Genomic DNA, 19,420 nt, shown 5'->3' with positions numbered 1-19,420 from the left:
TGCCGACCGGTCCCGTACGGGACCGGCGGCCTACCGGATCACTGCACGCGGATGAGGATCTGCGCGCGGCGGTTCGACGGTTCGCGGACGTTCGCACCGGTGTTCACCAGGAGCTGGGTTTCGCCCTTGCCCTCGACGGTGATCTGGTTGGCGGCGACGCCCTTGCCGACCAGCGCGTTCTTCACCGCGTCGGCGCGGCGCAGCGAGAGCCGCTGGTTGTAGGCCGGCGAGCCCGAGGTGTCGGTGTGGCCGACCACATGGATGCTGACCGCCCGCACTTGGCCGGCCGAGGCAGCGGCATCGCCGATGATCTTGTCGGACGCCGCGGTGATGTTGGCCTTGTCCCAGTCGAAGAACACCAGATACTCCGACTGCGGCTGCGCCTGCACCGGAGCCGCCGGAGCGATGGGGGCCGCCGCGGGGGCCGCCGCCGGAGCACCGAAGGTGTAGCGCAGGCCGGCCATGATGGTGTGGTTCTGGTACTCGCCCTTCACAGTGGAGCTGGCGAGGCCGGCCGGGCCGCCCAGATCGAACTTCGGATCGAGCGTCGCGAAGTAACGGTAATCCAGCGTCAGGGCCAGGTTCTGGCTCAGGGCGTAGGACACGCCGGCGATTCCCTGGTAGGCGAACACCCAGTCGCGGTCATCGAAACCGCCGAGATCCAAACGGACCTGGGCGATACCGGCGCCGACGCCGATGTAGGGCGTGAAGGCGGTTCCGGTGTTGATGTCGTACAGGACGTTGCCCATGAAGGCGAGCGAGCTGGCCTTGCCACCCAGACCGTTCACCGCCGCGTTGGAGCTGTCGGTGCTGTCGATCGCGTTGCGCCAGCGCCAAGCGAACTCCAGCTCGGCGCGCGGGCCGGCGGCGGTCGCGTAGCCGGCGGAGATGTCGCCGATGCCGCCCAGCTTGAAGCTGGTGCTGGCATCCGTCGGGGTGTTCTCGAAGCGCAGATCGGCATCGCGCGTCCAGTTCACGCCGGCGCCGGCGCCGACGTAAAAGCCCTCGGTCGCGGCCATGGCGGCGGTCGGCAGCATCGCCGCGAGCGCCGTTCCGAGCAGAATCCCACGCAGAGTCATTTTCTTCTTTCCTTTGTGCACGGCGTTGCCGGGGCTGTCGAAGCGAACCGTTCGAAGGGCGGGTGTCTGGTGACTCCAGCCTTCGATCGGGCGAGCCCGCCGCATTCCGTCGGCGGTTGAAACGTCATGACTTCGAGATATCAGCTACCACCCACCGTCACAAGTCCTCTGCGACAAGATGCACAGAGATGTTGCATTTCTGCATTACCCGAACGTTCGTCGCACTCTTCATATTCCTTCGAGAACAAAGCAATCGCACGCTGAATTCTTCCTAACCCCATTGGATGGGAGACATGACCTTTGGGGTATGTTTGCGGTTAACACAAACAAACCCAGACACACAAAAGTACCCCGCCTTCGGCAGGGGCACATACCCACGACGTCATTGGTAAGAGGCCGGCGCAACCGGCGCCGGCGTCCCGTTCAATCCTGCGGTTCGGCGACCATTTCGAATTGGGTGGGGTCAAGAAGGGCAGAAACCGCCAGGGTTTTCAGGGTCTTGTGGTCGTCGGACCGCTGAAGCTGGGCGTGCTGGGTGCCCAACCCATCCTTGCGGATGGCGATCACCTGCCAGATGCCACCGCCGGGACCCAGTTTGCGGAACATCTGGCCTTCGACGACTTCGCGCTTTCTGCGCATATCCGATCTCCAAAACCCAAAAACGTCAAACCCGCCAACCTTGCGGATACGGCGGACCATTCAAACACCAAACCGCCCCCGGTTGGCGAGTGTCCGTTGTGCGCGCCACGCATACCGAAGCCGTGATGTAGCGATGCTGCAACAACCCCCTTCGCACCTGCGGAACAAACCGCCGATCCGGCGTGTTGATACCGTCATGAAAATCGATCACGACGTGCTCCTGTTCGCGACCCGCCTCGTGGAAGAACTGGGCGAGTCCGCCATCCGCATCAGCCGCGTCCGCCTCGTCGAACTCACGGCTGCGAACAACCTGCGCGCCGCTGCCTTCTGGCGCGACGTGATGAACACCTCGGAGAGGCTTCTGGCGGAGCGCTCCCCGGCTTTGGCCCCTCCTCCGACGTCCCCTCCAATGGCTCCTTCGATGACGGCGCAGCCGGCCACCCTCTGAACTACACCGCGGGCACCACGCCACGCAAAAGGCCCGGCGGTTTCCCGCCGGGCCTTTGCACGACTTCATTTCCCTGAGGAAACCAGATCGTACGTCCGGGACGTAGGCCCCGGCTTACTTGACCTGGGCGTACTGACCGTTGTTCCAGCGGTACCAGACATAGGCCGGCGAGGTCACGTCGCCCTTGGCGTCGAAGCCGATCTTGCCGATCACCGTGTTGTAGCTGTTCTTGCGCAGAACGTCGGCGATCTTGGCCGAGTCGGTCGAGTTGGCCTGCTTGGCCGCCTCCGCCCAGATCTGCAGGGCGGCGTAGGTGTAGAGGGTGTAACCCTCCGGCTCATAGCCAGCCTTGCGGAACTTCTCCACGGCTTCCTTGGCTTCCGGCATCTCGCGCGGATCCGGACCGAAGGTCATCATGGTGTTCTCGCCGGCCGGACCGGTGATCGCCCAATACTCGTTGGTCACCAGCGCGTCGCCCGACACGATCGGAGCGTTCAGGCCCTGATCCTTCATCTGGCGGGCCAGCAGGCCGGCCTCGGTGTGGTAGCCACCGACATAGACGACGTCGACGGCCTCCTGCTTCAGCTTGGACACCAGCGCCGAGTAGTCCTTCTCACCCGCCGTGTAGGCTTCGTAGACCTTCTCCTTCTGGCCGCCGGCGTTCAGCGCCTTCTGCGTCTCGTCGGCGAGCCCCTTGCCGTAGGCCGACTTGTCGTGCAGGATCGCGACGTTCTTGCCCTTGTAGTTGTCGAGCAGATACTTGCCGGCGATCTGGCCCTGCTGGTCGTCACGGCCGCAGACGCGCAGAACGTTCTTCAGGCCCTGCTCGGTCAGCTTCGGGTTGGTCGAGGCCGGGGAGATCTGCAGGACGCCTTCCTCGGCATAGACCTGCGAGGCCGGGATCGAGGAGCCCGAGCAGAAGTGGCCGGCGACGAACTTGACGCCTGCCTTGGCGAGCTGGTTCGCCACGGCGACGGCCTGCTTCGGGTCGCAGGCGTCATCGCCCACTTCCAGCTTCAGCTTCTGCCCCAGGACACCGCCGGCGGCGTTGATGTCGGCAACCGCCTGCTCCATGCCCTTCTTCATCTGCTCGCCGAAGGTGGCGTACTGGCCGGTGATCGGGCCGGCGGTCGCCACCGCGATGTCGGCCTTCGCCACCGAGGCGGTCATAGCGGTCGCCGCAACCGCAACGAGGAGGGAAAGCTTGTAGTTCATAGTTTCGTTGGCTCCCTGTTATGAGTCGTACGCCGGCCCCGCCGGGGCCTTTTCACCGGTCCCCCAAGGGCTGGGGGCGCCGGTGCCGACAAGGTTCCACTATAGTCCGATCATCGCCAAGTGCGACAGTTTCACCCGCGTCCCAGTCCCGATCGGACCCATGGAATTCGCAATCACTGGGCGAGCGTTCCGCCGACGCGCTCGCGCCACCCGAAGGGACCCGAACGCTCGTACAGCCAAGGATACTGGGACACCATCCGGCGCGCCATCGAAATGCGGTATGTGGTCAGGGTGATCGCGCCGATCACCAGGGTGTGCACCACGAATCCATACACCGACAGGAGCTGGCCGCCGAACAGGCCCCAGACCAGGAATCGGTCGCCCAAGCCCAGCAGGATTGAGTAGGCGATGGCGCTCGACAGCGGCTTCCAGCCTTCGGCCAGGGTCTGGCCGGTCAGAACGCCGCAGCCGCCGAACACCAGGACCGTCAGGCCCAGGAAGACCGGCAGAGAGGACCCGAGAACGCCGTCCATCAGTGACCTCCCTCCAGATAGGCCGAGCGAACTTCCTCGTTCGCCAGCAGTTCCGCACCGGTCCCCGACATGGTGACCTTGCCGTTGACCATCACATAGCCGCGGTGGGCGAGCTTCAACGCATGGAAGGCGTTCTGCTCGACCATGAACACGGTCATCTTCTGTTCGCGGTTGATGTCCTTCACCGCCTGGAAGATCTGCTTCACCACCAGCGGGGCGAGGCCCAGCGACGGCTCGTCGAGAAGCAACAGACGCGGCTGGCTCATCAGAGCACGGCCGATGGCCAGCATCTGCTGCTCGCCGCCCGACATGGTGCCGGCGCGCTGGCTGATGCGCTCCTTCAGGCGCGGGAACAGCGTCAGCACCCGCTCCAGCTCGTTGGCGAAGCTGCCCGGCTTGGCGGTGATGGAGCCCATCTGCAGGTTCTCCAGCACGCTCATGCGCGGGAAGATCCGGCGGCCTTCCGGCGACTGGGCGATGCCCAGGCGGACCAGCTCGTAGGTGGGCATCTGCGTGATGTCCTGCCCCTCGAAGGTGATCCGGCCCATGCGGGCGCGCGGACTGCCGCAGATGGTCATGAGAAGCGTGGACTTTCCGGCTCCGTTGGCGCCGATCAGCGAGACGATCTCGCCGGCCCCGATCTCGATGTCGACTCCCTTCAGCGCCTCGATGGCGCCGTAGAAGGTGTGGACGCCCGATACCTTCAGCATGGCTCAGGCCCCCTCCTCGGCTCGCTTGGCGACCTCTGGCAGGTCAGCCTTGATCTCCGGCGGCAGTTCCTCGTCCTCTTCCTCGCCCAGATAGGCGCGGATCACCGCCGGGTCATTCTTCACGAAGGCCGGATCCCCGTCGGAAATCTTCCGCCCGTAATCCAGCACCACGACATGGTCGGAAATGGTCATCACCACGCTCATGTCATGCTCGATCAGCAGGACGCCGATCTTGTGCTCGTCGCGGATGTAGGTGAGCAGATCGGCCAGTTCACCCGACTCGCGCGGGTTGAGTCCCGCCGCCGGCTCATCCAGGCAGAGCATCACCGGCTCCGTGCACATGGCGCGGGCGATCTCCAGCCGGCGCTGGGCGCCGTAGGGGAGATTGCCCGCTTCCCAGTCCGCGAATTCCAGAAGGCGGACGCGGTCCAGCCAGTATTTGGCCAGATCGACCGCCTCCCGCTCTGTCCTCGTGTAGGACGGCAGGCCGAGCAGGCCGGCGATGGAGAAGCCCGAGGCGCGGATCAGCTTGTTGTGCTGGGCGACGATCAGGTTCTCCAGGACGCTCATGCCGCCGAACAGGCGGATGTTCTGGAAGGTGCGGGCGACGCTGGCCTTCTGCGAGATGCGGTAGCCCGGCATCCGCTCCAGCAGGAACTCCTTCCCGTCGGCGTGGCGCAGCGTCAGCCGGCCCACCGTGGGGGTGTAGAAGCCGGTGATGCAGTTGAACAGCGTGGTCTTGCCAGCGCCGTTCGGGCCGATGATCGCGGTGATCTCGCCGTTGTTGGCCGCGAAGGAGACGTCGTTGACCGCCACCAGGCCGCCGAAGCGCATGGTGAGGTGTTCGACCGTCAGCAGGGGCGTGGTGGTCATGGATTGGGTCGTCATCACTTCGCGCTCCCCCCGGCGATGCCCTGGCCGCCGGCGGCGGCGGTGCCCGCGGCGGGACCGCCGGCTCCGCCCTTGGGACGGCCGTGCAGGAGGATGGTCGGGTCGCGGTGGGCCAACAGGCCGCGCGGACGCCACAGCATGATCAGCACCATGCCCATGCCGAACGCCAGCATGCGGTAGTCGGCCAGTTCACGGAAGGCTTCCGGCAGGCCGATGACCAGAAAGGCGGCCACGACGACGCCGATCTGGCTGCCCATGCCGCCCAGCACCACGATGGCGAGGATGATCGCCGATTCGATGAAGGTGAAGCTCTCCGGGCTGATGAAGCCCTGACGGGTGGCGAAGAAGGACCCGGCGAAGCCGCCGAACATCGCCGCGATGGCGAAGGCCGCCAGCTTCATGTTCGTGCGGTTGATCCCCAGCGAGGCGCAGGCGATGTCGTCCTCGCGCAGCGCCTCCCAGGCGCGGCCCAGCGGCAGCTTGCGGACGCGCATGGTGAACAGGTTCACCACCAGGGCCAGCACCAGGATCAGGTAATAGAGGAAGATGATCCGGTGCAGCGGGCTGAACTCCAGGCCGAACATCTCATGGAAGGCCGCGGTGCCCTCCGCCGGAGTCCGCGTGAAGTCGGCGAGGCCGAAGAAGCTCGGGCGCGGGATGCCGGAGATGCCGTTGGGGCCGCCGGTGAACTGGTACCAGTTGATCAGGATGATGCGGATGATCTCGCCGAAGCCCAGCGTCACGATGGCGAAATAGTCGCCGCGCAGACGCAGGACCGGGAAGCCCAGCAGCACACCCGACATCGCCGCCAGGAAACCGGCCAGCGGCAGGCAGACCCAGAAGCTGAAGCCGAAATAATGGGCCAGCAGCGCGTAGGAGTAGGCGCCCACCGCGTAGAAGGCCACATAGCCGAGGTCGAGCAGACCGGCGAGGCCGACGACGATGTTCAGCCCCCAGCCCAGCATGACGTAGGTCAGCAGCAGGATGCCGATGTCCAGCAGTTGGCGGTCGGCCAGCGGCGTGAACGGGAAGGCCAGCGCCACGACGACGGCGATCGGACCGAGCCAGCGGGAGGCGTGCTGCACCTGCGCCGCGATGTGGTCCATCCGCTTGTCGCGCTCCGCCTGCGACAGCTTGGAGCGGCCGGTTCGGATCGCCAGGATGGCGCGGATCGCGATGACGGCGCCACCGGCGATCAGGATGACCCGCAAGGCCTCCGTCGGCATGGCGATGAAGAAGCCAGCCGCAGTGGCGGCGGCGGCCAGGACCAGGACGGTGACTGCGTGGCCCTCGCGGATCAGGCAGAGGCCGAGACGGCCGAGGAAGACCAGACCGACGGCGGCGGCCACCTCGTTCCAGCGGGTCTCCAGCCCGAGGCCGGTGGGGCGGTCCACCGTGCGCAGGCCGACCAGCGGGATTGTCAGGAGAAGGGCGACGAAGGCGGTCATCGCCGCCTCCTTCAGGATCGCGGGCCAGGCGATGGCCCGCGGCGAAGACATGGAAATCGCGGTCATGGCCTCACACCTTCTCGATTTCCGGACGGCCCAGCAGGCCGGTCGGACGGAAGATCAGGACGAGCACGAGAATCGTGAAGGTCGCCACGTCTTTCCATTCGCTGCCCATGTAGCCCGACCAGAAGGCTTCGATCAGGCCGATGACCACGCCGCCCAGCATGGCGCCCGGCAGCGAGCCGATGCCACCGAGCACCGCGGCGGTGAAGGCCTTAACGCCGGCCAGGAAGCCGATGTAGAAGTCGATCACGCCGTAGATCAGCAGGACCATCATGCCCGCCACAGCAGCCAGGGCGGCGCCCATGACGAAGGTCAGGGAGATGACGCGGTCGACGTTGACGCCCAGCAGGCCCGCCATCTTCTTGTCCTGCTCGCACGCGCGCTGGGCGCGGCCGAGCGAGGTCCGGGTGATGAGCTGGGTGAAGCCGTACATCAGGGCGATGGTGATGACGATCGTCGCCAGACGCACGTAGCTGACCGACACCGCCCCGTCCATCAGGGTCAGGTTGCCCGGCAGGATCGGCTGCAGCGGCTTGCTGCGGGCGCCCTGCAGGATCTGCACGTAGTTCTGCAGGAAGATCGACATGCCGATCGCCGAGATCAGCGGCGCCAGACGCGGCGAGCTGCGCAGCGGGCGGTAGGCGATGCGCTCCACCGTCCATCCGTAGACGGCGGTGAACAGCATCGATGCGACCAGCATGACGAGAAGGGCCAGCGGAACCCAGGTGATCCCCAGGCTCCCGATGGCCAGAAAGGTGATGAGGGCCACGAAGGCGCCGATCATGTAGATCTCGCCGTGGGCGAAATTGATCATGCCGATGATGCCATACACCATCGTGTATCCGATCGCGATGAGGCCATAGATGGCGCCCAGCGACAGGCCATTGATCAACTGCTGAAGAAAATATTCCATTGTCTTACCTCGCCTCGGCGCGATGCGCAGGCTTCGGCGAGCGAGACAAGCGCGCTCGTACACCAGTCACGTGAAGTGCCACTCCCCGAATTGGCTTACCCGGGCTCTTGAGCGCGGGGCCAAGATTGTTGTGTGAGCGGAACGTTAGCCCAGCGGCTCTCAACAGAGCAAGAGGGCAAACCCGCACTCTATCTGCGGTAATACCAATTTTCCGAGAATTTGCAATATCGATTCATGTCAGTTCCGTGAACTTTGCGCTTGCCTTCTACCATAGCGAATGCATCGCATGAAAAAAGCCCTCTTCACTGTGGTGAAGAGGGCTTCGCAACAACTGTGCCACTGCTGCGATGCATGATGCCGGTCAATCCATGACGTCCGGCCTCACCATCGATACTGGCCGGTCAGCGCTTGGCGGAGACCACCTGGGCCTTCGCCGGCTCCTTGGGCTTCCCCGGCGCCTTGGCCGTCGCCTTGCCGGTGGACTTGGACGCGGTCGCCGCGCCGCCGCTGCGCGAGGCGGGGGCTTGGGCAACGTCGTAGTTCACGTCCGGGTTGCTGACGACTTGGACATCGCACAACGGCTTTGACGACAAATGCATCAGGCCGGCGCTTTTTTCATCGGCGGTCAGGACGCGGATGTCGTCCGCCGTCAGGTCCATCGCCGCCTTGGAGCGGTCAACGAAGTTGGCGCAATAGAGGCCGGTGCCGATCACCGCAGCGCGGCGGCTGACCTCGTTCGCCAGTTCGGTGCGGAACATGTCGAACTGCCGCGTCGCGTTGCCACCGCCCTTCTTGCGGAAGTGGTCGATCATCGACGCTTCCGAGTTGGAGATCAGCGAACGGTTCTTGACGGTGAAGTCCTGGTACAGGTTGAACGGCTTCTTGTCCGGATTCACCTGTTGGCAGGTCAGCCCGACCACCATCATCTCGGTGTGCATGCGGATGGTCTGCTCCGCAGCGTGCTCGGCGCGGCTGTAGCAGGCGCCGGGCTTGCTCGCGGTGCTCTTGGGAGCAGTGCTTTTCGCGGCAGCCGGCTTCGCGGTGGCCTTCGCAGCCGTTTTTTCAGCAGCCGGCTTCGCCGCCTCCTTGGCGACGGCCGGCAGCGCGGTGCCGGCAAACAGCACGGCAAGGCCGACGGCGGCGGCGCTGCGCAAGGTGAAGGAAGGAATGCGATGGGCGGCGCGCTGGCGATTCATCGTTGGTCCGGCTCCGGTGGCCCTGATTGACGGGCGGAATCCGACGGATCACGCCCTCTCCTTCGCTGGTTCTACAAGATCCCGACAGACGGTCAACCCATATCGCCCGAGCAAAGACCATTTGTCCCAGCCTGTGGCCGGCAGTCGCCGGTGAGGTCGGATGGTTGCTTGGCTTGCGGGTTGCCGGTCTTTCCCAGTATTGCAACAGCTCCGGCGTCCATCTGTGACACAGGCCACACATCAGGACAGTTTCCCAATGAAGCGCACCGATACCCCCTCTTCGCTCATCCGCATCGGCATCGACCTCGGCGGCACGAAGACGGAGGGGATCGCGCTCGGCGCGGCCGGCGAGGAGCGTGCCCGTTTCCGCGTCCCCACCCCCCGCGGCGACTACGAGGCGACGGTGCGGACCATCGCCGATCTGGTGGCGCGGCTGGAGAGCGCGACGGGGTCGGCGGGAGCCACCGTCGGGATCGGCATTCCCGGCGCCGTCTCTCCGGCGACAGGGCTGGTGAAGAACGCCAACTCGACCTGGCTGATCGGCAAGCCGTTCGACCAGGATCTGGCCGAAGCGCTCAAACGGCCGGTGCGGGTCGAGAACGACGCCAACTGTCTGGCCGTATCGGAGGCGGCGGATGGGTCCGGCGCCGGCTGCAGCGTGGTCTTCGCGGCGATCCTCGGCACCGGCTGCGGGGCGGGAATCGTTGTGGATGGCCGTCCGCTGCGCGGCCGCAACGCCATCGGCGGCGAATGGGGCCACAATCCCCTGCCCTGGCCAACCGACGAGGAGCGGCCCGGACCGGCCTGCTATTGCGGCAAGTCCGGCTGCCTGGAAACCTTCGTGTCCGGCCCTGCCGTTGCCGCCAACCACCAACGGGTCACCGGGGCGGACCTGACCGCGGAGGCCATCGCGGCGCTGGCGGATCGCGGGGACGCCGCGGCCCGCGCCACCTTCGACCGGCTGGTCGACCGGCTGGGGCGAGGGCTGGCAAGCATCGTCAATGTCTTGGATCCGGACGTGATTGTGCTGGGCGGCGGGCTGTCCAACCTGGACCTCCTCTACGCCGCCCTTCCCCCGGTCATCGCGCGCTGGGCCTTTACGGACAGTCTGGACACGCCGGTCCGCCGAGCCATCCATGGCGATTCGAGCGGGGTCCGCGGGGCCGCCTGGCTGTGGCGGCCCGAGGAGGCCGCGATCAACGCTCGAAATTGTACTCCGGATTGAGCGTCACCTCGCGCGGGGTGCCCGGCACATTGTCGCCGCCACCGCCACGCCGAGCCGCCGTTGCCGCGCCACGCCCGTCGCGGACCGGGGGCGTCAGCGAATTGGTCCGGGAGTAGGAGGGGGTGGCGCGGGCCGGATCGGTGCCGTAGCCGCGCGAACCGGCGCGGAACTGCTCGCCGTTGCCCATGGCGCCCCAATGGGACGGCCGCGCCCCGGGGATCGGTTGAGCCTCTTCCATGCGGCGCATGTGCGGGCCGGTCGGGACCATCTCCTCATACACCCAGGAGGGGTACTCCTGCCTTTGCGCTTCGGCGGGTGCAGCAAAGGCCAGCACCGCGAGGGTCGCTACAGTCATCGTTCGAAGCATGACACGGCGGCCTTCCATCCGTTTGCGTGTGGAAGACGGATTCCGCCGGATGCGGCCGCGCATGTCCAGGGAGGAGGCGGGTTACTCAGCCCGCAGCCTCCATCCGGCAACCTCTATCCGGAGGACACCCCATTCCGGTGCGTTCAGGGCCGTGCCGCGCCGTAAAGCGTCAGGGTCAGCCGCTTGCCGGTGTTGTAGTTGAAGCCGGTGAAACGGCCGAGCGGCACCGGCTCCGCCCCCTTCAGGGCGGCGCGGAACTCCGTTTCCTCCCGGTCCGTCACCAGGGCCAGCCCGCAGGACGGGTTTTCCGCCAGATGGGCGGCGGCGCCCGCCCCATGGGTCAGGCGCGTGTCGGTCCCCAGCAGGAAGACGAGGCTTGGCTCCGAATAGCCGGCGGAGGCAACCACGCTGTCGGCGCAGGGGCGCACCGCCGCGACCGTCCGCGCCGCCTGCCGGCTGATCCACACGCCGTCGATGCCCGGCAGGACCGCGCCGTAGGTGCCCGCGTACAGCACCGCCGCCGCCGCCAGACCCGCCGCGAAGGCCGGAGTCTCCCGGCGCTGGGCGAACAGGCGTACGGCCAACGCGTACAGCACCAGCACCACCGGCAGCATGGCGACGGCCACCGGGTCGACGCGCCCATCGACCAGATAGGGGATCACCGCGACCGCGACCGTCAGGGCACCGAAGCCGACGGCCCCGAAAACGGTGGCGACCGAGAACAGTCCCCACCGCGGCGTCTCGGCGCGGCGCAGGAAATGCTCGCGCGCCGCGGCGGCGGTCAGGATGGCGATGGCCGGGAAGACCGGCAGCGTGTAGTGCAGAAGTTTGGTCGGCACCGCCTCGAAGACCAGCCAGCTCGGGATGATCCAGGCAACGCAGAAGCGCACGGCGTCCGCCACCGGCCCCGTCCCCTTGCGGTGGCGCCACGCCCAGGGAACGGCCAGAAGCGCCAGGAAGGACCAGGGCGCGAAGGTCACCCAGAAGGTGCCCAGGTAATAGCCGGGCGGCAGCCCCTTCGCCTCCTGCCCGCTCACCACCTTGCCCATCATGTCGTGGCCGACCGACTCGGCGAAGAAGGCACCCTTGGTCTTCACCGTGATGGCGATCAGCCAGGGCGCCGCGATGGCGACCACGATGGCGAGGCCGACCAGCGGGCGCAACCGCTTCAACCAGCCGGCCCGGCGATCCAGCACCGCCAGCACCAGCGCCGTGGTGCCGGACACCAGAAGGACGATCGGTCCTTTGATGAGGATGCCGATCCCCGCGGCGATCCAGAAGGCGAGCGGCGCCGCCCAGCCGGACCGCTCCGCATGGCGGTTCAGATAGAGGCTGGCCAACGCCGCCTGCCCGATCACGATGGTCGAGAGCAGCACCGCGTCGGTCTTCGCCATGCGGGCCTCGACGCCCAGCACGACGCAGGACGCCATCATCAGCCCGGCGAGGAACCCGACCGTCCCGCCGAACATCCGCGCTCCGATCCAGGCCGTTGCCAGAACCGCCAGAACCGCCCCGATCAACGACGGGATGCGGAAGGTCCAGATTTCCTTCGGCATCCCGCTTGGCCCGTCGACAAGCCGGGTCGCCGCGGTCTGCAGCCAGTAGATGCCCACCGGCTTCTTGTGGCGCGCCTCGTCCTGGAAGCGGATGTCGACATAGTCGCCGCTTTCCAGCATCTGGTGCGACGCCTGGGCGAAGCGCGCCTCGTCGCGGTCGAAGGGCGGCAGATCGAAGAAGCCGGGCAGGAACAGCAGGACGCTGATCACCGCGAGGGCCAGATAGGCCAGGACCGGCAGGCGGGCGGCCGCGGCGTTCGGCAGCGCGCTCACGGCGTGCCCGCCGCGTTGCCGTCCGCTCCGCCGTTCCGTCGGTTGTTCAAGACGAAGTAGAGGTTCCGGAAATAGATGATGAGGCCCAGCCCCTGCCCGAACATGAACACCGGATCACCCCGTTGGATCGAATAGGCCAAGAGAAGAACCCCGCCGCCGATCGAGAAATACCAGAAGAGGTCCGGCACGATGCTGCGCCGGGCGCGCTCGCTGGCGATCCATTGCACGACGAAGCGCATCATGAAGAGCGCCTGCGCAAAAAAGCCGACGCCGACCCAGATCAGGTCGGCGGTGCTTTGACTCTGGTACCAGGCGATGGCGCGTTCGAGCATCGGGCGGCGACCGGTCCGGAGGAAGGGAGGGTTAGCGGTCTTCGACCGCGGGCGACAGCGCGGTGCGCCGCTTCAGCCAATAGACGCCCAGCAGATCGACCACGCCGATCAGCCCGCGGCGCCAGTTGGTGTATTTGGAAACTCCGCGTTCCCGCGGGCGGTGGTTGACCGGCACATAGGCCACCGGATGGCCGTGCGACCGGAACAGGGCGGGCAGGAAGCGGTGCATCGCCCCGAAAAAGGGCAGATCAAGGAAGGCGTCGCGGCGGAACAGCTTCAGCCCGCAGCCGCTGTCGGTGCAGCCGTCCTGGAGGAAGGACTGCCGCACAGCGTTCGCGAAACGCGAGGCCAGACGCTTGGACAGCGTGTCCTGCCGTTTCTTGCGCAGGCCACCGACCAGAACCGGCGCGTCCGGACCACCCTTGGCGGCCAGGGCAAACAGGGCGGGAATATCGGCGGGGTCGTTCTGGCCGTCGCCGTCGAGGGTGGCGATCCACACCCCGCGCGCCGCCTTGACCCCGGTGCGCACGGCCGCGCTCTGCCCGGACCGGTGGACATGGCGGACCAGCCGCAGGCGGCCCGCGGCGACCACGGGGGCGAGGCGCGTCAGCGTGTCGTCGCTGGAGCCGTCGTCCACATAGATCACTTCGAAGTCACCGCCCAGCACGCCGGCGGGCGACAGCGCGCGCTCGATCTCTTCGAGAAGGGGAAGGACGTTTTCGGCCTCGTTGAAGACCGGAACCACGACCGACAGCCGCACGGGCGGACGGCCCTCGGAATCTACGCTCACTGGATTAATCCCATTCGCCAAGTGGCGGGCAAATTACTCCCGCCGCCCGGCAAACGGTAGAGGAAAAGGTTGGGACAGCCCTGGGGACGGCCTCTGGCCGCCCTCAGCCCTTGCGGTCTTCGATGGGCATCGGCACGTAGCGCAGGTCGCCGTCGCGGCTGAGCAGCATCAGCACGGTCTTGCGGCCCTGGCTGCGCGCGTCGTCGACCAGACGGTTCAGGTCCTCCGGCGTCTTCACCGGCTCCTGCCCGGCCTCCACGATGACGTCGCCGGCCTCGATGCCGCGCTCGCTGGCGGCGCTGGCATCGCCGACCTCGGTCACCACCACGCCCTCGACGTCGGGGTTGATGGAGAAGCTGTCGCGCAGGCCGGGGGTCAGTTGCGACAGGGTCAGCCCGAGCACCTGCTTGCTGTCGACCGTCGTTTCCGGGCGCGGCGCTCCGCTCGACCCGGACATGGCAACCTGCTCCTGCGGCTCCAACTCGCCCACCGTCACGGTCAGGGTTTCGGCCTTGCCCTCGCGCACCAGTTCCAGCGGCACAGCCGATCCGATCTTGGTGGCGGCGACGACGCGCGGCAGTTCGCGCATCTGCTCGATGGACTCACCGTTGAAGCGGGTGATGACGTCTCCCTGCCGGACGCCGCCCTTCCCCGCCGGGCCTTCCGGCGATACGCTGGTCACCAGGGCGCCCGCCGGCTCCTGCATGCCCAGGCTTTCGGCAATGTCGGGTGTCACGCTCTGCACCTGGACGCCCAGCCAGCCGCGGCGCACCTGCCCATGGTCGCGCAACTGCTCGACGACCGGCCGCGCGACGGAGGACGGAATGGCGAAGCCGATGCCCACCGAGCCGCCGGTCGGCGAATAGATGGCCGTGTTGATGCCGATCACCTCACCGTTGAGGTTGTAGAGCGGCCCACCGGAATTGCCCCGGTTGATCGAAGCGTCGGTCTGCAGATAGTCGTCGTAGGGTCCCTGCTGGATGTCCCGCTGCCGTGCGGACAGGATGCCTGCGGTCACCGACCCGCCGAGGCCGAAGGGGTTGCCGATGGCGACCACCCAGTCGCCGACCCGCAACGCCTCGCTGTCGCCCCAGGGGGCGAAGACCAGCGGCTTCTTGCTCTCCACTTTCAAAACGGCAAGGTCGGTCGGCCCGTCCACGCCGACGAGCTTCGCCGGCAATTTCGTGCCGTCGTGCATGGTGACGGAAATCTCCGTCGCTTCGGACACCACATGGCTGTTGGTGACGACGAAGCCCGCCGGGTCGATGATGAAGCCGGAACCCAACGCTGCCGTCGGGCGCGGCGCCTGCTGCTGTTGCGGCTGGCCGCGCTGGCGGTCGCGAAACTCGCGAAAGAACTCTTCGAAAGGTGAACCGGGCGGAAAGCCGGGAACTTCCGGTCCGCGCGGTCCCGCCTGCGGACCACTTTGTGGCGGCGTCTGCGTCGTGGATATGAAAACCACCGCGTCCAATTGCTTCTCCGCCAGATCGGCGAAGGTCGGGGGTGCGTTGGGCGGCAGGGCGGACGCCAGCGGCGGCGCGGCCGGGGCTGGAGGTGCTCCCCCCGCATCCTGCGCAAACGCCGGAGTCGCCAGGACGAGAAGGACGGCGACAAGACCCGCGGGCGCGGATGCCGCCAATCGTGATGCGGATCCAGACGTCAATCCGGACATCAATCCGGCTTGGCGCGGGACGGAGCCGGACAAGGGCCGGAATCGATCGATGGAATGCGGCATGAAAGAAACTCCGCCAGTCGGACAGCGCGCGCCTTGCGATGGGCGCTTCATGTCAACAGAACGCTCCGCAACGCATTCCGGACCGCCGTGGTTTTTCAAACCCCTTTGCAACCGGTCCCTGCACGACCGATTCATGAAATACAGTTTTTAAAATTCTCGTCAGCGGATGTTCCTATGCGCTTCGCGCGAACAGCAACCACAAGGCAATCCAGCCTTCGGACTAAGGCTCCGGCAACCAGCCTAAGCGCAATTTTTCCATGCGGCGCAAAGTTCTTCTGGCATTTTCCCAGCAAGTTCCCGATATTCATCCGTACCGACAACATCGCACGCAAAAACGGCTCCTGACGTGATGCTCGTGCACGCGCCCGCGTGCCGCGGCGTCAGAAGGCGCGCGATACGGCCCAAGCAGCGTACGCATGACTCAAAATTCACTTTGGCAACCGAGCGACATAATGAACGCAGAAACCGGGTCCGAACCGGAGGCTCCGAAGAAGCGCGGACGAATCCCCCAGTCGGCGTGGCCGCAGATTCTTGAGCGTTACCGTTCCGGCGCAACCCTGTCGGCAATCGCGCGTGAATTCGAATGCACGCCGAGCGCCATTTCCTACATCATCCGCAAGGCCGAGGCGGCCGGGGAGAAGGACGCGCCGGTCGTTGAGGAAGGCGCGGCCGCCGACGACGTGGCGGAAGCGCCGGCCGGCGACGCGATGGCGGAAGAGCCGCCACCCGCTCCAGTTGTTGCTTCGGAAGCTCCGGCTCCGGTCAAACCGGCGCGCCGCGCCGCAGCCCCCGCCCCGGTCGAGGCCCCTCAGCCCCGGCTCCGGCGTCTCCTCCGGCGGCAGCGGCTCCCCAGCCCACCCCGGCCCAGCCGTCCGCTCCGGCTCAGACCGAGACGTTGCGTCTCAACCGTCCGGAGCCGCAGCCGGCTCGCCAGCCCGCTCCGGTCCAGCCGGCGGCGGTACCCTCCGCTCCCCAGCCCGCCTCCCAGCCCGCTGCGGCGGATGGAAGCCCCCGCCGGGACCAACCCTCCGCCGGTCGATGCCGTCGAAGCGCGGCTGCGCGACACCGCGCGCGGCTGCCTGAACGCCTACCGCGGCTGGCGCCAACAGCCGGGCGAAGCGTCGATCCAGACGTTGTCGGAAGCGGTGCACGAGTTGCGCAAGGCCTTGGCCCGCATCGAGATCGATATGTCGGCCAGCCGTCGCGAAGAGCAGGCGATCCGGCCCATTCCGATCCCGGCGCATCGCACAGCACGCCGCACGCCGTAAGTCAGGGCCATCAGAACGGGTCTTCGCAACGCTGCTTGAGTTGTTGAAAAAGCCCTTCTCCGCCGATCGGAGAAGGGCTTTTTTCATGCCCCCCGGACCTTCGGTCTAGGCCGTCGAAAACACCGCCTACCTCCAACGCCGCAGGAAAAAGCCCTACGGCCTCCAGTGGAATAGCGGCTATAATGAGTGCAACAAAGCAATCATAAGCCGGAGGAACGCCCCATGACCTTCCGCAGAAACGCCGAGCTGCCCGAATCGGTGAAGCGATGCCTGCCGTTGCCCGCTCAGGACATTTACCGGTCGGCCTTCAATCACACCTGGCAGGGCTGCCGGTCGCCGGAGGCTCGCCATGCCATGCAGCGCGAGTTGCTGGCCCATAAGGTCGCCTGGGCTGCGGTCCGGCGGCGTTACGAACCGGACGGCAGCGGCTGGCGCCCCAAGCATTGAGGCTTCAGGGTCCAAGGGTTCTCTTCCCCCTGGCGCACATTATTCCTTCTCCACCACTGTGTAGCTGCTGAGGTCGCCCTTGGCCCGTTCCTCGGACGGCAAGCGTCCCTGAACGATGTAGCAGATGTTTTCGGCCACGTTCGTGGCGTGGTCTCCGGCCCGCTCAATGGACTTCGCCACGAACAGCAGATGGGTGCAGCCGGTGATCTGTGCCGGCGACTCCATCATGTAGGTCAGAAATTCGCGGAACAGGCTGGTGTAGGCCGCATCCACCTGCCCATCCCGATTGCGGACGGCCATCGCGCGCTCGGCATCCTGACCGTCATAGGCGGCCACCACGTCGCGGATCATGCCGAGCACCGTCTCGCCCATCCAGGACAGCGAGGCGACGGGCGGTTCCACCGGCAGGCCCGCCAACGTGACCGCACGCTTGGCGACCGAACTCGCGAAATCGCCCATGCGTTCCAGGTTCGAGGCGATCTTGAGCGCCGATACGATGTCGCGCAAATCCTTCGCCATCGGCTGACGCAGCGCCAGCAACCGCACGCTCAGCGCTTCCAGCTCAAGTTCCAGCCGGTCGATCTCGGCGTCGGCCTCGATCACCTGCGCGGCCTTGCCGGCGTCACGCTCCGCAATGGCCTCCAGCGCGGCGGCGAACTGCTCCTCCACGAGCCGCCCCATGGTCACGACGATCTGGTGCAGGCGCGCCAGTTCGGCGTCGAAGGCCGCCACCGTATGTCCGCCGGTCATTCCGAGCCTCTTTCCCTTGTTTCTTCGCCACACCGCACCGGTCCGGCGTCGCATCGCGTCCGGCAACGGAACAGCATGTTAACAATTAAACGAGATTATCTTATGACACTGCTAACGCGCTGGAGTAACCGCGCCCATCCCCCTGCGCCGCGCCGGGAACGGGCCGATTGTCGGACGGGGTCATGACGCCACATGAGTTGGTCGCCGTGCTGGAAAAGCACGAGCGTTGGCTGAAGAACCGGTCGGGCGGCAATCGCGCCAACCTGACCATGACCAACCTGGAGGGATCGAATCTCGCCGGGGTGGAACTGACGCAGGGCAAGCTGTCCGGGGCCAACATGGCCCACTGCGACCTGTCCAACGCAAATCTCAGCCACGCCGACCTGTTCGCCGCCCACCTGACCAAGGCCGACCTGACCGGCTGCAACCTCTACCGGGCGGATCTGCGCGGCGCCCATATGCGCGGCGCCAAGTTGAAGCGGGCGATTCTGAAGGAAGCCGACCTGCGTGGCGGCGCTCTGCTCTACGGCGGGAATGGGGCCAACGGCAGCAAGGGCCTGGACTTCGTACGGTCCGACCTGTCCGGCAGCGACATGGACGACGCGATGATGTCGAACGCCAACCTGTCCGGCGCCGACCTGACCGACGTGTCGATGAATGGGGCGGACTGCGAAGGTGCGCTGATGGCCGGGGCGACGCTGATGCGCTCCACCATGAAGAACTGCAATCTTGCCCGCGCCGACCTGCGCGGCTGCAATCTGTCCGGCGTCAACCTCCAGGGCGCCATCCTGCGCGACGCCAACCTGAACGGTGCGGTTCTGGCCGGCGCCAACCTGCGCAACGCCGACCTCCAGGGCGCGAAAATGGAAGGGGCCGACCTTGCCGGGGCGGACACCACCGGTGCCAACATGGCGCGCTCCGCCGAGAATTTCTCGATCCAGATCCAGGAAGCGCTTCACAATCATTACACCTGGATCAACACCAACGGCGCCATGGGATCGCGCGCCGACCTCAGCGGGGCGGACCTGTCGCACATCGACCTTCACGGCGTGAATTTGTCGGGCGCCAATCTGCGCGGCGTGCGGCTGGTCGGCGCCAAGATGCGCGATTCGCTGCTCATCATGTGCGACATCTCCACCGCCGACCTGACCGACAGCGACTTCAGCGGCGCCATCCTCGACGGGGCGACCCTTCGCGGCACCAACCTGTCCGGCGCCCGGTTCGACGGGGCGGGCATCGGCTGGGTCGATATCAAAGGTCCGGACGGACGGCCGACCGGGCGGCTATGGGCGGCCAACCTGACCGGCAGCAACTTCACGGGAGCCTCCTGCATCCGCACCAACATGCGCGGGGCTAATCTGGCCGGCTGCGACTTCTCCAACGCCGACCTGACCGGCGCGATTCTCAGCGACGCGAACATCCGCGACGCACGCTTCACCGGCGCCAACCTGACCGGAGCCAGCCTGCCGCCGCCCCCCGATCCGGACGACTGACCGGAACGATCGGCTCCGGACTCGTCGGGTCGCCCCCTGTTCGGTTGCC

The 19,420-nt window shown here is 66.6% G+C and carries 20 protein-coding genes; 5 read left to right on the top strand and 15 right to left on the bottom strand.

Translation table 11 applies throughout. The features are described from left to right. Positions 1-38: 38 nt before the first annotated feature. Together ACWPXE_RS13920 and ACWPXE_RS13915 are read right to left on the bottom strand one after the other, a co-directional pair. Positions 39-1,079 (bottom strand): OmpA family protein, encoded by a 1,041-nt coding sequence (locus tag ACWPXE_RS13920; protein ID WP_109068296.1) that lies wholly within the window; start codon positions 1,077-1,079, stop codon positions 39-41. Positions 1,080-1,502: 423 nt separating this feature from the next. Beyond that, positions 1,503-1,778 carry a hypothetical protein gene (locus ACWPXE_RS13915; protein WP_454018319.1) on the bottom strand — a complete coding sequence of 92 codons (276 nt, stop codon included), beginning with the start codon at positions 1,776-1,778 and terminating at the stop codon, positions 1,503-1,505. A 136-nt stretch (positions 1,779-1,914) separates the two neighbouring features. Here ACWPXE_RS13915 and ACWPXE_RS13910 point away from each other — a divergent pair, with 136 nt between their 5' ends. Next, complete coding sequence (locus ACWPXE_RS13910) at positions 1,915-2,166, top strand: hypothetical protein (RefSeq protein WP_035673567.1); 252 nt, start codon at positions 1,915-1,917, stop codon at positions 2,164-2,166. A gap of 114 nt (positions 2,167-2,280) precedes the next feature. On the opposite strand, the gene ACWPXE_RS13905 is transcribed toward ACWPXE_RS13910, so the two are convergent. The 7 genes from ACWPXE_RS13905 to ACWPXE_RS13875 all read right to left on the bottom strand — a co-directional run bounded on the left by ACWPXE_RS13905 (position 2,281) and on the right by ACWPXE_RS13875 (position 9,135). Continuing rightward, complete coding sequence (locus ACWPXE_RS13905; RefSeq protein WP_149165791.1) at positions 2,281-3,381, bottom strand: branched-chain amino acid ABC transporter substrate-binding protein; 1,101 nt, start codon at positions 3,379-3,381, stop codon at positions 2,281-2,283. 173 nt (positions 3,382-3,554) lie between these two features. After that, positions 3,555-3,914: a DUF6867 family protein gene (locus tag ACWPXE_RS13900; protein WP_035673562.1), complete on the bottom strand. Its 360-nt coding sequence runs from the start codon at positions 3,912-3,914 to the stop codon at positions 3,555-3,557. Further along, positions 3,914-4,624, bottom strand: coding sequence for an ABC transporter ATP-binding protein (locus tag ACWPXE_RS13895; protein ID WP_014240352.1), 711 nt, complete (start codon positions 4,622-4,624; stop codon positions 3,914-3,916). Before ACWPXE_RS13895 ends, ACWPXE_RS13900 begins: the two co-directional genes overlap by 1 nt. 3 nt (positions 4,625-4,627) lie before the next feature. Then, positions 4,628-5,512 (bottom strand): ABC transporter ATP-binding protein, encoded by an 885-nt coding sequence (locus ACWPXE_RS13890; protein ID WP_059398775.1) that lies wholly within the window; start codon positions 5,510-5,512, stop codon positions 4,628-4,630. Continuing rightward, entirely contained in the window at positions 5,512-7,029 is a 1,518-nt protein-coding gene (gene livM / locus ACWPXE_RS13885; RefSeq protein WP_454018318.1) for a high-affinity branched-chain amino acid ABC transporter permease LivM, read from the bottom strand. The genes ACWPXE_RS13890 and livM overlap by 1 nt, the downstream gene beginning before the upstream one ends. A gap of 4 nt (positions 7,030-7,033) precedes the next feature. Beyond that, entirely contained in the window at positions 7,034-7,939 is a 906-nt protein-coding gene (locus tag ACWPXE_RS13880; RefSeq protein WP_014240349.1) for a branched-chain amino acid ABC transporter permease, read from the bottom strand. 401 nt (positions 7,940-8,340) lie between these two features. Further along, on the bottom strand, positions 8,341-9,135 hold the full coding sequence (locus tag ACWPXE_RS13875; RefSeq protein ID WP_454018317.1) for a hypothetical protein: 795 nt from the start codon (positions 9,133-9,135) through the stop codon (positions 8,341-8,343). 256 nt (positions 9,136-9,391) lie between these two features. Here ACWPXE_RS13875 and ACWPXE_RS13870 point away from each other — a divergent pair, with 256 nt between their 5' ends. Further along, the gene (locus ACWPXE_RS13870; protein WP_454018316.1) at positions 9,392-10,360 is read left to right on the top strand and encodes an ROK family protein; all 969 of its coding nucleotides are present in this window, start codon (positions 9,392-9,394) and stop codon (positions 10,358-10,360) included. On the opposite strand, the gene ACWPXE_RS13865 is transcribed toward ACWPXE_RS13870, so the two are convergent. The 5 genes from ACWPXE_RS13865 to ACWPXE_RS13845 form a co-directional block, all read right to left on the bottom strand. Beyond that, complete coding sequence (locus tag ACWPXE_RS13865) at positions 10,332-10,715, bottom strand: hypothetical protein (protein ID WP_175426363.1); 384 nt, start codon at positions 10,713-10,715, stop codon at positions 10,332-10,334. The two genes, ACWPXE_RS13870 and ACWPXE_RS13865, sit on opposite strands and share 29 nt — an antisense overlap. Before the next feature lie 155 nt (positions 10,716-10,870). Then, entirely contained in the window at positions 10,871-12,556 is a 1,686-nt protein-coding gene (locus ACWPXE_RS13860) for an ArnT family glycosyltransferase (protein ID WP_454018315.1), read from the bottom strand. After that, the gene (locus tag ACWPXE_RS13855; protein WP_014240342.1) at positions 12,553-12,888 is read right to left on the bottom strand and encodes a lipid-A-disaccharide synthase N-terminal domain-containing protein; all 336 of its coding nucleotides are present in this window, start codon (positions 12,886-12,888) and stop codon (positions 12,553-12,555) included. The genes ACWPXE_RS13860 and ACWPXE_RS13855 overlap by 4 nt, the downstream gene beginning before the upstream one ends. A gap of 31 nt (positions 12,889-12,919) precedes the next feature. Continuing rightward, entirely contained in the window at positions 12,920-13,678 is a 759-nt protein-coding gene (locus ACWPXE_RS13850) for a glycosyltransferase family 2 protein (RefSeq protein ID WP_454018314.1), read from the bottom strand. Between the two features lie 103 nt (positions 13,679-13,781). Beyond that, positions 13,782-15,350, bottom strand: a complete 1,569-nt coding sequence (locus ACWPXE_RS13845; protein WP_454018776.1) for a Do family serine endopeptidase — start codon at positions 15,348-15,350, stop codon at positions 13,782-13,784. A 515-nt stretch (positions 15,351-15,865) separates the two neighbouring features. Between ACWPXE_RS13845 and ACWPXE_RS13840 the strand changes: the two genes are divergently transcribed. Beyond that, positions 15,866-16,681 carry a helix-turn-helix domain-containing protein gene (locus tag ACWPXE_RS13840; RefSeq protein WP_454018313.1) on the top strand — a complete coding sequence of 272 codons (816 nt, stop codon included), beginning with the start codon at positions 15,866-15,868 and terminating at the stop codon, positions 16,679-16,681. 222 nt (positions 16,682-16,903) lie between these two features. Then, positions 16,904-17,128 (top strand): ChaB family protein, encoded by a 225-nt coding sequence (locus tag ACWPXE_RS13835; RefSeq protein ID WP_237903649.1) that lies wholly within the window; start codon positions 16,904-16,906, stop codon positions 17,126-17,128. Between the two features lie 39 nt (positions 17,129-17,167). Here the strand turns inward: ACWPXE_RS13835 and phoU are convergent, their stop codons facing one another. Next, entirely contained in the window at positions 17,168-17,878 is a 711-nt protein-coding gene (gene phoU / locus ACWPXE_RS13830; RefSeq protein ID WP_014240338.1) for a phosphate signaling complex protein PhoU, read from the bottom strand. Between the two features lie 182 nt (positions 17,879-18,060). Here phoU and ACWPXE_RS13825 point away from each other — a divergent pair, with 182 nt between their 5' ends. Then, positions 18,061-19,371, top strand: coding sequence for a pentapeptide repeat-containing protein (locus tag ACWPXE_RS13825; RefSeq protein WP_454018312.1), 1,311 nt, complete (start codon positions 18,061-18,063; stop codon positions 19,369-19,371). The last annotated feature ends 49 nt before the right edge of the window (positions 19,372-19,420 follow it).

The sequence above is a fragment of the Azospirillum sp. Marseille-Q6669 genome, from assembly GCF_965111635.1.
The sequence above is the reverse complement of the archived record's forward strand: the minus strand, read 5'-3'. Positions and strand labels throughout refer to the sequence as shown.

Bases quoted from the DNA above. Each gene is read 5' to 3' on its own strand.
- ACWPXE_RS13845 (WP_454018776.1), bottom strand. From the start codon at position 15,350: ATGTCCGGATTGACGTCTGGATCCGCATCACGATTGGCGGCATCCGCG.
- ACWPXE_RS13895 (WP_014240352.1), bottom strand. From the start codon at position 4,624: ATGCTGAAGGTATCGGGCGTCCACACCTTCTACGGCGCCATCGAGGCG.
- ACWPXE_RS13870 (WP_454018316.1), top strand. From the start codon at position 9,392: ATGAAGCGCACCGATACCCCCTCTTCGCTCATCCGCATCGGCATCGAC.
- ACWPXE_RS13855 (WP_014240342.1), bottom strand. From the start codon at position 12,888: ATGCTCGAACGCGCCATCGCCTGGTACCAGAGTCAAAGCACCGCCGAC.
- ACWPXE_RS13910 (WP_035673567.1), top strand. From the start codon at position 1,915: ATGAAAATCGATCACGACGTGCTCCTGTTCGCGACCCGCCTCGTGGAA.
- ACWPXE_RS13915 (WP_454018319.1), bottom strand. From the start codon at position 1,778: ATGGTCCGCCGTATCCGCAAGGTTGGCGGGTTTGACGTTTTTGGGTTT.
- phoU (WP_014240338.1), bottom strand. From the start codon at position 17,878: ATGACCGGCGGACATACGGTGGCGGCCTTCGACGCCGAACTGGCGCGC.
- ACWPXE_RS13880 (WP_014240349.1), bottom strand. From the start codon at position 7,939: ATGGAATATTTTCTTCAGCAGTTGATCAATGGCCTGTCGCTGGGCGCC.
- ACWPXE_RS13825 (WP_454018312.1), top strand. From the start codon at position 18,061: ATGACGCCACATGAGTTGGTCGCCGTGCTGGAAAAGCACGAGCGTTGG.
- ACWPXE_RS13840 (WP_454018313.1), top strand. From the start codon at position 15,866: ATGAACGCAGAAACCGGGTCCGAACCGGAGGCTCCGAAGAAGCGCGGA.
- ACWPXE_RS13900 (WP_035673562.1), bottom strand. From the start codon at position 3,914: ATGGACGGCGTTCTCGGGTCCTCTCTGCCGGTCTTCCTGGGCCTGACG.
- ACWPXE_RS13875 (WP_454018317.1), bottom strand. From the start codon at position 9,135: ATGAATCGCCAGCGCGCCGCCCATCGCATTCCTTCCTTCACCTTGCGC.
- ACWPXE_RS13865 (WP_175426363.1), bottom strand. From the start codon at position 10,715: ATGACTGTAGCGACCCTCGCGGTGCTGGCCTTTGCTGCACCCGCCGAA.
- ACWPXE_RS13890 (WP_059398775.1), bottom strand. From the start codon at position 5,512: ATGACGACCCAATCCATGACCACCACGCCCCTGCTGACGGTCGAACAC.
- livM (WP_454018318.1), bottom strand. From the start codon at position 7,029: ATGACCGCGATTTCCATGTCTTCGCCGCGGGCCATCGCCTGGCCCGCG.
- ACWPXE_RS13905 (WP_149165791.1), bottom strand. From the start codon at position 3,381: ATGAACTACAAGCTTTCCCTCCTCGTTGCGGTTGCGGCGACCGCTATG.
- ACWPXE_RS13920 (WP_109068296.1), bottom strand. From the start codon at position 1,079: ATGACTCTGCGTGGGATTCTGCTCGGAACGGCGCTCGCGGCGATGCTG.
- ACWPXE_RS13835 (WP_237903649.1), top strand. From the start codon at position 16,904: ATGACCTTCCGCAGAAACGCCGAGCTGCCCGAATCGGTGAAGCGATGC.